The organism is Pseudomonas svalbardensis, assembly GCF_030053115.1.
In the GTDB taxonomy this organism is placed as follows: Bacteria; Pseudomonadota; Gammaproteobacteria; order Pseudomonadales; family Pseudomonadaceae; genus Aquipseudomonas; species Aquipseudomonas svalbardensis.
The window spans coordinates 5,378,341-5,391,309 of record NZ_CP125619.1 but is presented as its reverse complement, the minus strand read 5'-3'; the positions used below and the strand labels follow the sequence as shown (position 1 = coordinate 5,391,309).

Annotated in this window: 11 protein-coding genes; 7 read left to right on the top strand and 4 right to left on the bottom strand. The window is 59.2% G+C overall.

Annotated elements, in window-relative coordinates:
* From QFX16_RS24885 to thiO, 4 genes are read left to right on the top strand one after another with little or no spacing between them, the layout of a single operon-like run.
* The gene (locus QFX16_RS24885) at positions 1-480 is read left to right on the top strand and encodes a pilus assembly PilX family protein (protein ID WP_283181724.1); all 480 of its coding nucleotides are present in this window, start codon (positions 1-3) and stop codon (positions 478-480) included.
* Complete coding sequence (locus tag QFX16_RS24880; RefSeq protein WP_283181723.1) at positions 467-3,583, top strand: pilus assembly protein; 3,117 nt, start codon at positions 467-469, stop codon at positions 3,581-3,583. Before QFX16_RS24885 ends, QFX16_RS24880 begins: the two co-directional genes overlap by 14 nt.
* A 14-nt stretch (positions 3,584-3,597) precedes the next feature.
* The gene (locus QFX16_RS24875; RefSeq protein ID WP_283181722.1) at positions 3,598-3,999 is read left to right on the top strand and encodes a type IV pilin protein; all 402 of its coding nucleotides are present in this window, start codon (positions 3,598-3,600) and stop codon (positions 3,997-3,999) included.
* Positions 4,000-4,055: 56 nt separating this feature from the next.
* The gene (thiO, locus tag QFX16_RS24870; protein WP_283181721.1) at positions 4,056-5,156 is read left to right on the top strand and encodes a glycine oxidase ThiO; all 1,101 of its coding nucleotides are present in this window, start codon (positions 4,056-4,058) and stop codon (positions 5,154-5,156) included.
* Between the two features lie 158 nt (positions 5,157-5,314).
* Here thiO and QFX16_RS24865 read toward each other — a convergent pair whose 3' ends face one another.
* Genes QFX16_RS24865 through QFX16_RS24855 form a run of 3 tightly spaced genes read right to left on the bottom strand, consistent with a single transcriptional unit; the run spans position 5,315 to position 8,470 of the window.
* A complete protein-coding gene (locus QFX16_RS24865) occupies positions 5,315-6,655 on the bottom strand; it encodes a sigma-54-dependent transcriptional regulator (RefSeq protein ID WP_283181720.1) in 1,341 nt (446 codons plus the stop codon).
* Positions 6,656-6,657: 2 nt separating this feature from the next.
* Positions 6,658-8,247: a sensor histidine kinase gene (locus QFX16_RS24860; protein WP_283181719.1), complete on the bottom strand. Its 1,590-nt coding sequence runs from the start codon at positions 8,245-8,247 to the stop codon at positions 6,658-6,660.
* On the bottom strand, positions 8,237-8,470 hold the full coding sequence (locus tag QFX16_RS24855) for a PP0621 family protein (protein WP_008154904.1): 234 nt from the start codon (positions 8,468-8,470) through the stop codon (positions 8,237-8,239). The genes QFX16_RS24860 and QFX16_RS24855 overlap by 11 nt, the downstream gene beginning before the upstream one ends.
* A 184-nt stretch (positions 8,471-8,654) precedes the next feature.
* On the opposite strand from QFX16_RS24855, the gene QFX16_RS24850 reads away from it, so the two are divergent.
* Positions 8,655-9,986, top strand: coding sequence for an IS4 family transposase (locus tag QFX16_RS24850; RefSeq protein WP_283181584.1), 1,332 nt, complete (start codon positions 8,655-8,657; stop codon positions 9,984-9,986).
* A gap of 44 nt (positions 9,987-10,030) precedes the next feature.
* Here the strand turns inward: QFX16_RS24850 and QFX16_RS24845 are convergent, their stop codons facing one another.
* Positions 10,031-11,053: an outer membrane protein assembly factor BamD gene (locus QFX16_RS24845; RefSeq protein ID WP_283181718.1), complete on the bottom strand. Its 1,023-nt coding sequence runs from the start codon at positions 11,051-11,053 to the stop codon at positions 10,031-10,033.
* A 151-nt stretch (positions 11,054-11,204) separates the two neighbouring features.
* Between QFX16_RS24845 and rluD the strand changes: the two genes are divergently transcribed.
* Together rluD and pgeF are read left to right on the top strand one after the other, a co-directional pair.
* Complete coding sequence (rluD, locus tag QFX16_RS24840) at positions 11,205-12,167, top strand: 23S rRNA pseudouridine(1911/1915/1917) synthase RluD (protein ID WP_046048807.1); 963 nt, start codon at positions 11,205-11,207, stop codon at positions 12,165-12,167.
* Complete coding sequence (gene pgeF / locus QFX16_RS24835) at positions 12,164-12,889, top strand: peptidoglycan editing factor PgeF (protein WP_283181717.1); 726 nt, start codon at positions 12,164-12,166, stop codon at positions 12,887-12,889. The genes rluD and pgeF overlap by 4 nt, the downstream gene beginning before the upstream one ends.
* The last annotated feature ends 80 nt before the right edge of the window (positions 12,890-12,969 follow it).

Genomic DNA, 12,969 nt, shown 5'->3' with positions numbered 1-12,969 from the left:
ATGAATATTTCTCCCGGGAGCCCTCACGCCCAGCGGGGCATGGCGCTGCTGGTCAGCCTGGTATTTCTTCTGTTGCTGACACTGATCGGTCTTTCATCGATGCAAAACGCCACCCTGCAGGAAAAAATGGCCGCCAGCGTGACCTTGCGCAATCAGTCGTTCCAGGGCGCCGAGTCGGCGTTGCGCGTAGGTGAAAGCGCGGTGCAACTGGATACCTTTTCGTTGCCGGTCTGTAGCGGCACCACCCAATGCGCGCCACCGGCCGAGTCGTCGACAATCACCGGCGCCAGCTTCAATTCCACCTCGGGGGTCACCTGGATCGCCTCCGGTAGCGGTTTTTACGGGGTGCAGAACATCGGCACCACCTTGACTGCCGTGAATGTGCCGAGCAACACCTCGACAACGCTGTACCGGGTGACCGCAGTCGGCATCGCGGGCAACTCGCGCAGTGTGGTGGAGAGTATCTATGCGAAATATTGAGGCGCGCACAGGTTGGCGCCATCGGTTGTTGCAGTTGTTCTGCGGCGCGGCGTTGAGCCTTTATCTGGCAGCGCCGACTTACGCCTTCACGCCCTCGGATTCGCCGCTGTTGAGCGCCGCCGTGGCACCCAATGTGATGCTGTTACTCGATGACTCGGGGAGTATGAACAACATTATCTGGGCGGCAGGCTTTGACCCGACGGTCGCGCGCACCCCGGTGACTATTTGCCTCTCCAATGGTACGTGCAAGAAAGGCCGCGAGCTTGATATGACCGATACCAATATTGCTTTGTCGAGTTTAACTCGAGGAACATGTTTGAAAGATTGGTACGGTTTTTATAACAACAGTTCTTCCGGTCTGGATTCGCTTTGCCTCAAGCTTCCCGATCCGGTGGGGAGCGAGGACACGCGGTATACGGCAAATTACTTGTCCTATCTGATAAGTCTGGCCAACAATTCAGATCGGGATTTCACTGATGGCTCGATCCCCAATGATTACCGGATGAACGTGGCGCGCAACGTTTCCAAGATGTTGGTGGCCAGCAACCGCGCGCTGCGCATCGGCCTGTCGACGTTCAATCTGGCGGTCGGCAACCACAAGAATGACGGCGGTTACATTGCCCGTTCGGTCAGTGATATGTCGGCGGTCAGCGGCACCGTGACCCAGGCTCAGGCCAATATCAACTACAACGCACTGATCGACGTGATCGATGAACTGAGCGCGAAAGCCAATACACCGCTGGCAGAAGCCTATTACGAAATCACCCGCTATTTCCGTGGCATGGCGCCATACAACAACTCGACGCCCAACACCTATACCAGTCCGATTCAGTACCGTTGCCAGAAAAATTACGGGGTGGTGATTACCGATGGTCTGCCGACCTACGACCGAACCTTTCCGACCAACGATCCGCTGGGTGGCAGCCGGTTACCGAACTGGGACGGGATCAGCAATAACGATGGCGCCAGCCTCTCCGGCGACGATGAGGGCGACACCCTGTACCTGGATGACATCGCCAAGTTCGCCTTCGACATCGACATGCGCACGACCGGCACTGATGTTGCGGGTAAAAACTGGGACGCAGTGGATTTTCCCAAACAGAACATGAACACCTACACCGTGGGGTTCGCCATCGCGAACCAGATGTTGTCGGACGCTGCGACTTACGGGCAGGGCAAGTATTACCAGGCGACCGACAGTGCAGGACTCAACAGTGCACTGTCGTCGGCGCTGGGCGACATCACCTCCAAGGCCGGCTCCGGTGGGGGTGGCGTCACCAGCGGGACCATTCTGGCCAGCGGTTCGAGTTACTTTCAGACCAGTTACGATCCCAAGGATTGGCGCGGTACGATCAAGTCCTATGGATTTACCTCCGCTGGCGCGGTCAACACCACCTCGGTGTTATGGACCACCGATACCGCCATCGTGCCCGGTGCCACCGCGCCGACCTATCAATCCTGGAACACCCTGACCAACGCGGCCGTGACGCTGGCTTACGCCAGTTTTTCCCCTGCCCAGCAAACATCCCTCAGCCAGAGTTTGCCCATCGGCATCACCGGCAGCGATCTGGTGGAGTGGAGCAAGGGCACCAACAAGGTTGGCCTGAAAGTGCGCAGTGTGCTGCTTGGCGACATCATCAATTCGCCGTTGGCCCTGGCATCGCCCACGGATAAAACCGCGTCCGATCTGTCAGGCGACACCACTTACAGCACCTATCTGGCAACCAAAGCGGCAACCATGAACGCCAGCCTCGTGGTGAACGCCAACGACGGGTTTGTAAATGTCATCAACGCGGCAAATGGAACGCGGCGTTACGCTTTCATGCCGTCCAGCGTTTTGCCGTCACTGCGCTACATCGCCGACCCCACTTACATAAACGGGGTGAGTCACAAGTTTCTGGTGGACGGCCAGGTGGGCGTGTTCGATGCCCAACTCAACAGCGCCTGGAAAACCCTTGCGTTGGGCGGGACAGGGGCGGGGGGGCGAACCTTCTATGCGCTGCAACTGTTCGATGCATCGGCCGGTAACGTAACCAAGGCGTTGTGGGAGATCAGCGCACCGGCCACAGCAAACTCGGCGAACGTTTTCAATGATCTGGGTTATGCCTATGCACGACCGGAAGTGGCACGCTTGGCCGACGGTCGATGGGCCGCATTCATCTCCAACGGTTATGGCAGCAACTCCGGGGTGGCAGCGTTGTACGTGGTCGACATTCGCGACGGCACGCTGATCAAGAAAATAGTGGTCGACGGCGCCGAGACTACCAACGGCCTGTCGTCGGTAAAACTTCGAGTCAACTCGCAAAATGTGGTGCAGGCCGCTTATGGCGGCGATTTGAAGGGGAGGCTGTGGAAGTTTGATTTGAGCGCCACCGCCCCGGAGTCGTGGGATCTGGCGTTTTCCCGCAAACCGCTGTTTACCACCGCAGGTGGCATCACCCAGCCGATTACCGCGCAACCATTGCTGGCGGACAATTCGTTGGGAGGGAAGGAAGTATTTTTCGGTACCGGTAAATTCAATGAGACGGCCGACAAGACCAACAAAGACCTCCAGGCGTTCTATGCCGTGTGGGATGCGGAAGGTGGCTCCGGGCAAATCACAACGTCCAGTTTGCAGGCCCAGGCGGTGACCGGTGTGTTCTCCGGTAGCAGTGGGCAATTCATCACCACCAGCCAGAACGACGTGACCTATCCGGCGAAAAAAGGCTGGTACCTGCCGCTGGTGTACAACAACGTGCTAACTGGTGAGCAGGTGATCAATCAGGCCAGTCTGGTGGCCGGCCGGATCGTGTTCACCACGGCCAGCGTGGACACCACCGACCCTTGCGCCAGTTTCGGTACCGGCAAACTGGTCGAACTCGATGCATTCAGCGGTAAGATGCTCAACTACGCGGTGCTCGACACCAATGGCGACGGTCTGGTCGACATCAAGGATTCGATTTCCAGCGGGGTGATTTTCACCGGTGGTATTCCGACGCTGAACGCGATCGTCAACAATGCGTCCCGCAAGATTGTGAACGACTCCAGCGGTGGCATCAGCTCCCTGGTGGAAAAGCCCGGCAGCGGCGGCAGCCGTCGCATCATGTGGCGACAAATACAGTAAGTGAGAGTTGAGGCATGCGCAGATCCAACCGAGGTTTTACCCTGATCGAGATCATGATCGTGATTGCGATCATCGGGATCGTCATCACCATTGGCTACCCGAGCCTCACCGAGTACGTAAAAAAGGGCCGTCGAACTGAAGTGGCCGGGCTGCTCTCCGAGCAGGCGCAGATCCTCGAGCGTTTTTATTCGCAGAACAATGTTTACACCAACGCCGCCGGCCTGAGCCCAGGCAATGACTTTTACACCATTACCCAGACACTGACCGATCAGACCTTCCTGCTGACGGCCGTGCGCAAGTCTGGCAAAGCCATGGCAACTGACAAGTGTGGGGATTTCACTATCACCAACACCGGTGTCAGAAGCATGGTCAATGCGCAGTCCGGGCTCGTCACTAAAGATTGCTGGGGTCGCTGAGTTCCTTTTTCGGGCGCCTTTTGTGCCCTCTGTCTATTTAACGGTTGGATCAGAACATGACCAGGCAACAGCAAGTGGTGATTGTCGGCGGCGGCGTGATTGGCCTGCTGACAGCGTTCAATCTCGCGTCCGAAGTGCAAAACGTTGTGCTGCTGGATCGCTCGAACGTCGGTCGGGAGTCGTCCTGGGCGGGCGGCGGCATCGTCTCGCCGCTCTACCCATGGCGCTACAGCCCGGCGGTCACCGCGTTGGCGCATTGGTCCCAGGATTTTTATCCACAGCTGGGCGAGCGACTATTTGCCGCCACCGGTGTCGATCCCGAAGTGCATACCACCGGGTTGTACTGGCTGGATCTGGATGATGAGGCCGAGGCGCTGGCATGGGCCGAGCGGGAAAACCGTCCGTTGCGGGCTGTGGATATCTCGGCGGCTCACGACGCGGTGCCGGTGCTGGGGAGCGGTTTTTCCCGGGCGATCTACATGGCCGATGTGGCCAATGTGCGTAATCCGCGGCTGGTGAAGTCCCTCAAGGCTGCGTTGCTGGCGCTGCCGAACGTGACGATTCATGAGCAGTGTGAAGTCAGCGGGTTTATCCGTGAAGGCGCTACGGTGGTCGGGGTGCAGACCTCGGCGGGAGCGATTCATGGCGATCAGGTGGTGCTGACCGCGGGTGCCTGGAGCGGTGATTTACTTAAACTCCTGGGCTTGGACCTGCCGGTAGAGCCGGTGAAAGGGCAGATGATTCTCTACAAATGCGCATCGGATTTCCTGCCGAGCATGGTTCTGGCCAAGGGGCGTTATGCGATTCCTCGGCGCGATGGGCACATTCTGATCGGCAGTACGCTGGAGCATCAAGGCTTCGACAAGACGCCGACCGAATCTGCCCTGGAGAGCCTGAAGGCGTCAGCGGTGGAGTTGATTCCTGCACTGGCGGATGCCGAGGTCGTCGGCCACTGGGCCGGGTTGCGACCGGGCTCACCGGAAGGCATTCCCTACATCGGTCGGGTGCCAGGGTTCGAAGGGCTTTGGCTCAATTGCGGGCATTACCGTAATGGCTTGGTGCTGGCGCCAGCGTCGTGTCAGTTGTTTGCGGATGTGATGCTGGGGCGTGAGCCGATCATTGATCCGGCGCCGTATGCACCGGCTGGACGTATTTAACCGTTAGATATTGATTGCTTGCCCGATCGCCATCGTCGGAACGCCGCCCGGAGCAAGCTCGCTCCCACAATTGATCTGAGGTGTGTTCAGATTATGTCCACACCACTGAACCCTGTGGGAGCGAGCTTGCTCCGGGCGGCGTTCCGACGAAGGGGTCCTCAATCCAACCCGAATTTCTTCAGCCTGTAGCGCATCGACCGAAACGATAAATTCAACCGCTGAGCCGCCGCAGTGCGGTTCCAGCGGGTTTCTTCCAGGGCCTGGAGGATAAGGTTGCGTTCGACGTTTTCCAGGTAGTCTTCCAGGTTGTCGATCTGTGTCAGGTCCGGCACACCACCTTCCGGGTTGCAGTTGCCTTCGGCCAGTCGCAGGTCGCTGGCTTCAATCTGTTTGTTTTCGCACAACGTGTGCGCCCGTTCGAGCATGTTCTCCAGTTCCCGCACGTTGCCGGGGAAGCGGTAGCTTTTCAGCGCGTCGAGGGCTTGGGGGTGGAGTTTTGCGGCGGGTTGGCCAGTGCTGATGGCCAAGCGTTTGAGCACATGGCTGGCGAGGGATTCGATGTCGTCACGGCGTTCGCGCAAGGGCGGCACCCGTAGTTCAATCACGTTCAACCGGTAGTACAAATCCTGGCGAAAGCGTTCGGCGGCGACTTCGGCGTCGAGGTCTTTGTGGGTGGCGCAAAGGATACGCACGTCGACCACGGTTTCCTGTTGCTCGCCGACACCGCGAACGGCTTTTTCCTGTATTGCCCGTAGCAGTTTGACCTGCATCGCCAGCGGCAAATCTGCCACTTCGTCTAGGAACAGGGTGCCGCCATGGGCAGCCTGGAACAGTCCGGGTTTGTCTTCGATGGCACCGCTGAAGCTGCCTTTGCGATGCCCGAAAAATTCGCTCTCCATCAATTCCGACGGAATCGCCCCGCAATTGACCGGGACAAACGGTTGGCTGGCGCGCGGTCCTTGCTCATGGATCAGTCGCGCAACCAATTCCTTGCCGCTGCCGGATTCGCCGCTGATGTACACCGGCGCCTGGCTGCGGGCCAGTTTGTCGATGTGTTTGCGCAAGGCGCGCATCGGCGGTGAATCGCCCAGCAGCCGGCGATCGATGGCGATGCCTGTGCCGCCCGGCGCAGGCAACCGAAGTGCGCTGCTGACCAGTTCCCGCAGGCGAGTGAGGTCCACCGGTTTGGTCAGGAAGTCGAACGCGCCGGCCTTGAGGGCGTTGATCGCCGTTTCCAGGCTGCCGTAAGCGGTGATCATTGCCACCGGTACGTTTGGGTGGCGTTGCTGGATGTGTTGCACCAGCTCAAGGCCGGTGCCGTCCGGCAAGCGCATGTCGGTCAGGCACAAATCGAACGTCTCTCGCGACAGCAGGGCCTGGGCTTCGCCGAGGTTGCGGGCACTGAAGGTGTCGAGTTTCATCCGTCCCAGGGTGATTTCCAGGAGTTCGCGGATATCCGGTTCGTCGTCGACGATCAGGACTTTTTGCCGTGGGCTCATGTTCAACTTTGTTTCCGTCCGTGAGCAAAAGTGATGCGAAAGCAACCGCCGCCTTGGCGTGGTTTGAAGTCTAGGCGGGCCTGGTTGCTTTCGCACAGCTCACGGGACAGATAAAGCCCCAGGCCGGTGCCTTGGGGGCTGGTGGTGAAGAACGGTTCGAACAAGTGCACATGATGCTCCGGTGCCACGCCGGGGCCATCGTCGAGGATCTCGAGGATCGGTAGCTGGCTGTCCGGGTCGACGAACAACTCGAGCCAGACCTGCGCCAGGTCGTGATTCAAGGCGCTATGGCGCCAGGCATTGCGCAACAGATTGTCGAGAATCTGGGTCAGCTGGTCTGGGTCCATCAGGGTTTTGAAGTCCCCTGAGCCGATGCGCAGATGAATCTGCTGATGCTCGGTCGCCCCCTCGCGGGTTTCGTTGACGAACTGCTCCAGCCACGGCTTCAGATCAAGCCGTAGCGCTACGGTTTGCTGGCGGCGGGACAGTTGCAGGACGTTTTCGATTACCCGATTCATTCGCTGAGAGTGGTCTTGAATAATCTGTGTCAGACGTCGATCCGCGCGGTTCAGTTCCTCTGATTCCTGCAATAGCTGCGCGGCATGACTAACGGCGCCCAGTGGATTGCGGATTTCATGGGCGATACCGGCGGTCAGGCGACCGAGGGCGGCGAGCTTCAATTGCTGGGCTTGTTGAGCGATTTGCGCGAGGTCTTCGAGAAAAACCAGGGTCTGGTGGTGAGGGCTTTGGTCCAGGGCAATGAAGCTCGGTTGCAGCTCCAGACCACTACTGGCGACTTTCAGGCTCTGGGGGCGCAGCGTCGGATTGTTGAGCCACAGTTGCAGGCGTTCGACCAGGCTGGGTAAGTAGTCGTCGATCAGCTGGCCTGCAAGATTTTCCCTGCCTAACAGGTTCAAGGCGCTGTGGTTGGCCAGTTGAACCCGCCGCTTGTCGTCGAGTACCAGGATGCCGGTACGCATGCGTTGCAGGATCAGTGCGTTGAGGGCTTCGAGGCCGACGACTTCGCTGGCCCGTTGTTCGGCGAGGGTTTCGCTGACCTCCAGGCGTCGGCTCAGCCCTTGCACCAGCAATGCCGCAGCAAAACACAAGGCGCCGAGCGTGCCGACTTGCAGGTAATCGTTGGGGGTGGCGGGATGGCTGAAACTCAGGAGGAAGCTCAGCCCGACGATGCCAAGCGCGCCAACGGCGGCAATCAGCAGGCCGATGCGCCCGCGCAACAAGGTGTTACTGATGGCTACCGATACGATAAGCAAGTTGCCGATGGCGCTGGCCACACCGCCGGCGGCGTAGAACAGACCGCACAGCAGCAGGACGTCGGACAGCGCCAGGCTGAACAGTTGCGCCGGGCGCCGGGTGTTCCCGAGGAATACCACCAGCAGGATATTCAGCACCAGGTAAAACCAGCTGCCACTGCGCAGCAGGTCGTCATTGCTGAACGTCAGCAGCTGGTTGTCCATGTTGCTGGAGATCAACAGCACCAGGGTGATGCCGATGCTCAAACGGTAAAGGTGATAGAGGCGCAGCAGTCGCTGGGCCTGTTTGCTGCCGGGACTGGAGGTCTCAGCGATCACTGGAGCCCGGGCCTTGCTCAAGATGAGCCTGGCTGCAATACCACTGTTGTTGAAGGCTCAGCGCGCGGTCGCGTGGCAGGTGTACGCCGCAATGGGCGCAGCGGACCATGGGGGCCGCTTCCAGCTCGGCAGAGGACTTGGGCACGGAAGCCTGGCCCTTGAACTTGCGCCAGAACCATACCGCAGCGGCAATCAGGGCGATCCAGAACAGTAAACGAAGCATGATGAGCAGCTATTCGACGAGTGATGAGCCAGTTTAGCCAAGGACATGACCAGCGCACAGCGTAATAATCGAGCCCATAAAAAAGGAGCCTCGAAAGGCTAATGCCGATCAGTTAAGCCCTCTTGCTTGACCTTTGGCCGCAAGAAATCAAAATCCGATGCCTGTACTGGCATCGGATTTTTTTATGCGTCTCGCTCGGGCCCTAGAACTGACCCACAATATCGCCTCCACCCCTAACTCAATCGAGGGACTGGATTCTTTACTCGATCCATCTTTGGTCGAGCAGGCACTTGAACAGGCCGGCGTGGCGACCCTGCGCAAGCGGCGTTTGCCGCTGGAAATGATGCTTTGGTGCGTGATCTCCATGGCGTTCTTTCGACGCATGTCGGCCTGGGATGTGGTCAGCCGCATGAACATCATGCTGCCGGGACAACGTCCGCTGGTGGCGCCCAGCGCCGTAGTCCAGGCCCGTCAGCGATTAGGCAGCGAAGCTGTACGACAAGTCTTCCATCTGACTCAGAAAAGTTGGCATGAGGCCGTGGATCACCCAACTTGGGCAGGCTTGCGTTTGCTGGGGGTCGACGGTGTCGTATGGCGAACGCCCGATACACCCGAAAATCGGGCGCGCTACGATTCCGCCAGCAACCAGCATGGCGACACCGGTTTCCCCCAGGTGCGCATGGTCTGCCAAATGGAGTTGACCAGCCACATGCTGATCGGCAGCGCGTTGGATGGCTATCGCAGCAACGAAATGAAACTGGCGGAGCAACTGATCGAAACCACGCCCGATCACTCGCTGACGCTGTTCGATCGCGGTTTTTACTCCTTGGGTTTGCTGCATCAGTGGCAGCAAGCAGGCATCGAGCGGCATTGGCTGATGCCTCTGCGCAAAGGTGCGCAGTACGAAGTGATTCAGCGCTTGGGGCGCCAGGACGCTGTGGTCTCGTTGAGCACTTCGCCGCAGGCCCGCACGCAATGGCCGGGGCTGCCGGAGCGCCTGACCGCGCGATTGCTGAGCAAAACCGTCAAGGGCAAGGTTTGTCAGATCCTGACGTCGATGGCCGATCCGCTACGCTTCCCGTCCGACGAAATCGTCGACCTGTACAGCCAGCGATGGGAGATCGAATTAGGGTTTCGCGAGATGAAACAGACGCTGCTCAACAGCAGCTATACATTGCGTAGCAAGACGCCCGAGATGATCGAGCAGGAACTGTGGGGTGTGTTGCTGGGCTACAACCTGCTGCGCTACCAGATGGTGGAAATGAGCCGCCACTGTCCAGGTATTTACCCGTGCGAAATGAGCTTTGCCGCGTGTACTTGGGCAATTTTAGGGTTTATCAACAGCGTTTCGGCCGACCGTTCCGGGAACATCCCCAAATATCTGGCCGAGCTGCACGCCTCTGCCCCGCATTATGTTCTGCCGCATCGACGGGAAGAGCGCATTTATCCCCGCGCCATAAGGCTCAAATCACCGAAATATCCGATCAGAAAGAAAAATGCCAGTCAGCTTAACTGACTGGCATTAGCCTCGAAAGGCTCCTTATTGTACAACCCGATGTGTCAGTCAAACACGCCGAAGGTCATGTAGCTGAACCATGAGCGGTCGCTGTTACTGGCTTCGGACTCGTGTTCCTCTTCTTCGATCACGTCGCCATTTTCATCTTTAGGCTTGAGATCGTTCGGAATCGCGTCCTTGGCGTCCTGGAACTGCTTCTGCACGTCCTGGTTGGCGCGGGTTTCGCCCGGCGGCAACGGTGGACGGGATTCGATAAGGCCCAGGGTCGCCTTGCTCAACCACGAACGGTTGTCGGCTTCGGCCACCGAAGGCTTGAACTGACCGTCGACCAGGCTTGGATGGTTCGGGTAGTTGAGCTTCAGGGTTTCGAGGCTGGTGGCAGCCAGGTCGTCCAGGTGCAGACGCTGGTAAGCCTCTGTCATCACCGCCAGGCCGTCACCGACCGCAGGGGTTTCCTGGAAGTTTTCCACCACGTAGCGACCACGGTTCGCGGCGGCGACATAGGCCTGACGGGTCAGGTAATAGTCGGCAACGTGAATCTCGTAGGCCGCCAGCAGGTTGCGCAGGTAGATCATGCGCTGCTTGGCGTCCGGCGAGTAGCGGCTGTTGGGGAAGCGGCTGGTCAGCTGGGCGAACTCGTTGTAGGAGTCGCGAGCGGCGCCCGGGTCACGCTTGGTCATGTCCAACGGCAGGAAGCGCGACAACAGGCCAACGTCCTGGTCGAAAGAAGTCAGACCCTTGAGGTAATACGCGTAATCCACGTTCGGGTGCTGCGGGTGCAGGCGAATGAAGCGCTCGGCGGCGGACTTCGCAGCTTCAGGCTCGGTGTTCTTGTAGTTGGCATAGATGAGCTCGAGTTGAGCCTGATCGGCGTAGCGACCGAACGGATAACGCGACTCCAGCGCCTTCAGCTTGGCTGTGGCGGCGGTGTAGCTATTGTTGTCCAGATCGTGCTGAGCCTGCTGGTACAGCTCGACTTCGCTCAGGTTTTCGTCTACGACTTCCTTCGATGAGCAAGCAGCGGTCAATGCGAGGATGGCGATCAGCAGCAGGTGTTTCACTTGCATGGCGGCTTGCGTCCCTATGACGGCCGCTGTCTTGGGCGGGGCCGTCCTGTTATGATGAGCGCCCCGTTGAATAGCCTCGGGGCAAAAGACGCCGTATTTAACCACAAGCGCGCAGCCGAAACCAAAGGCTGTGCCGACGCCTAGTCTGAGCATGTCCGATAAAATTGAACTTCGCGCAGAGGTGCCGTCCGAATTGGGCGGCCAACGCCTCGATCAAGTCGCCGCACAATTATTCGCTGAGCACTCGCGCTCGCGCCTTTCCGCCTGGATCAAAGACGGCCGCCTGACTGTGGATGGGGCGGTTATCCGCCCGCGAGACATCGTTCATGGTGGTGCCATTCTTGAACTCACTGCCGAGCAGGAAGCTCAGGGCGAATGGATCGCTCAGGACATCGAGCTGGACATCGTCTATGAAGACGACGACATCCTGGTGATCAACAAACCCGCGGGTCTGGTGGTGCATCCGGCCGCCGGTCACGCTGATGGCACCTTGCTCAACGCCCTGCTGCACCACGTGCCGGACATCATCAATGTGCCCCGCGCCGGTATCGTGCATCGCCTGGACAAGGACACCACCGGTCTGATGGTGGTGGCCAAGACCATTCAGGCGCAGACACAACTTGTCACGCAATTGCAGAGTCGCAGCGTAAGCCGGATCTACGAGTGCATTGTGATCGGTGTGGTGACTGCCGGCGGCAAGATCAACGCGCCGATCGGTCGTCACGGTCAGCAACGCCAGCGCATGGCCGTGATGGAAGGTGGCAAGCAAGCCGTCAGCCATTACCGCGTGCTCGAGCGTTTCCGCTCCCACACTCACGTGCGGGTGAAGCTGGAAACCGGTCGTACGCACCAGATTCGTGTGCATATGGCTCACATCAACTTCCCGTTGGTCGGAGATCCTGCCTACGGCGGTCGTTTCCGTATTCCGCCGGCAGCCAGTGTGACCATGATCGAATCGTTGAAGGCGTTCCCGCGTCAGGCGCTGCATGCGCGGTTCCTGGAGCTGGATCACCCGACCACCGGTAAACGCATGAGCTGGGAATCGCCACTGCCGGACGATTTCGTCTGGTTGCTGACGCTGCTCAAGCAAGACCGCGAGGCGTTCATCGGATGAGTGACTGGCTGATTCCCGACTGGCCTGCGCCTGCCGGGGTGAAAGCCTGCGTTACCACCCGTGCGGGCGGCGTCAGTCTGGCGCCGTTCGACAGCCTCAACCTCGGCGATCACGTCGATGACAGCCCCGAAGCTGTTGTCGAAAACCGCCGTCGCCTCACCGATCATTTCTCTATTCAACCGGCCTGGTTAAAGCAGGTTCACGGCATCGCCGTGGCCCACGCAGACCCAAGCCTTACGGCCACTGCCGATGCCAGCTGGACGTCAACACCCGGTATTGCCTGCACGGCGATGACCGCGGATTGCCTGCCGGCATTGTTTTGCGACCGTGCCGGCACTCGCGTAGCGGCGGCCCATGCCGGTTGGCGCGGGTTGGCGGCGGGTGTTCTGGAAGCAACTCTGGACACGCTAGCCGTGCCACCAGAAGAAGTGCTCGTCTGGTTGGGCCCGGCCATTGGTCCGCAAGCCTTTGAAGTCGGCCCTGAAGTGCGCGAAACCTTCGTCGAGCAATTGCCCGAAGCCGCTACAGTCTTTGAGCCGAGTGCCAATGCTGGCAAATTCATGGCCGACATTTACGAGCTGGCGCGCTTACGTCTGGCGGCTCACGGTGTCACCGCTGTTTATGGTGGCGGTTTCTGCACCGTGACCGATCCTCGCTTCTTTTCTTACCGCCGCAGTCCACGCACCGGTCGGTTTGCCTCCTTGGTCTGGCTCGAACGCTAGACTTAGCTGACCTGCATCAACGTCACGACGCTTGAAACTCCCAGAATCGACCGCATCTATAACGGTATCTGGCAGGTTTC